We start from the raw sequence: 940 nt of genomic DNA, 5'->3' as shown, positions 1-940 counted from the left end.
ATTATGTTTTTTTTTTTTTATTGTTTGGCGCGGGGGTTGGCGCTAAGTAGCCACAGGTGCGGGTTTGAAAAGGAACGCGCCCACCCGGGCGGGCCCAGGGTTGGCGCACTCGTTCCTCGGGCGGGGCCGGGTGCGCAGGAACGGGGGGGAACAGGGGGGGGGGGTGGGGGGGGGGCGCGCACCGGGGGCCCCCCCACCACGATCAGCCCACCGGGGTCGGATCCCGCAGTGCGGGCTCTGACCCCATCGCCACCTCGAGTTGCCGGCCAGCTGCCGGCACTACCCGACCTCTGCCGCACCCGGCGTGGCATAAAAGCGGCTCGGGCTGTCCACGCCCGGCAGCTGGATCACCCCGCGCTCCTGCATGCCCAGGCCCAGCAGGATCTTCCCGGACACCACGTTGTCCAGATCAGTAATGCCATACAGATCCTGCAGGCCCAGCGCGCCACGGGCGTGCGCGAACACTGCCCGCGCCGCCTCACCGGCATACCCCTGCCCGGCAAATTCCGACAGCACGGCATAGCCGATGTCCGGCCCCGGCAGGCCATCGCGCCGCACCAGCCCGGCGTTGCCCAGCCAAGCGCCGTCGGACAGGCGCTCGATGGCGTACATGCCGAACCCGTTCAACGCATAGCTGTGCAGCACGCGCAGCGCGATGTACTCGCGCGCCTGTTCCTCGCTGCGCACGTTGCGGTCGCCGATGAAGCGCAGGAAGCCGGGATCGTTGAGCAGGGTCAGCATCGGCGCCGCGTCGCGGTCGGGCTCGATGCGGCGCAGGCGCAGGCGTTCACTCTCGATCGGTTGCACAGGCAGACCTCCAGCCGAAACCCCGATTCTGCCTCACCCCCGGCTGTTGCTTTTGATTTTCTTTTTTCTTTTCCGTGGTTGGACGCGGCAGGAAACTGTCAAAGGTGGGGCGGGTGGGCCATGCAGGGGCGTT

General features: G+C 67.6%; 1 protein-coding gene. It reads right to left on the bottom strand.

Annotated elements, in window-relative coordinates; translation table 11 throughout:
* Positions 1–279 precede the first annotated feature (279 nt).
* Positions 280–807 carry a GNAT family N-acetyltransferase gene (locus QRO91_RS22445; RefSeq protein ID WP_049430922.1) on the bottom strand — a complete coding sequence of 176 codons (528 nt, stop codon included), beginning with the start codon at positions 805–807 and terminating at the stop codon, positions 280–282.
* Positions 808–940: the final 133 nt, after the last annotated feature.

Source organism: Stenotrophomonas maltophilia group sp. Smal32 (assembly GCF_030237085.1).
Taxonomy (GTDB): Bacteria; Pseudomonadota; Gammaproteobacteria; order Xanthomonadales; family Xanthomonadaceae; genus Stenotrophomonas; species Stenotrophomonas maltophilia_Q.
Note: the sequence above shows the minus strand (reverse complement) of the source record. Positions and strands in the feature narration are given on the sequence as shown.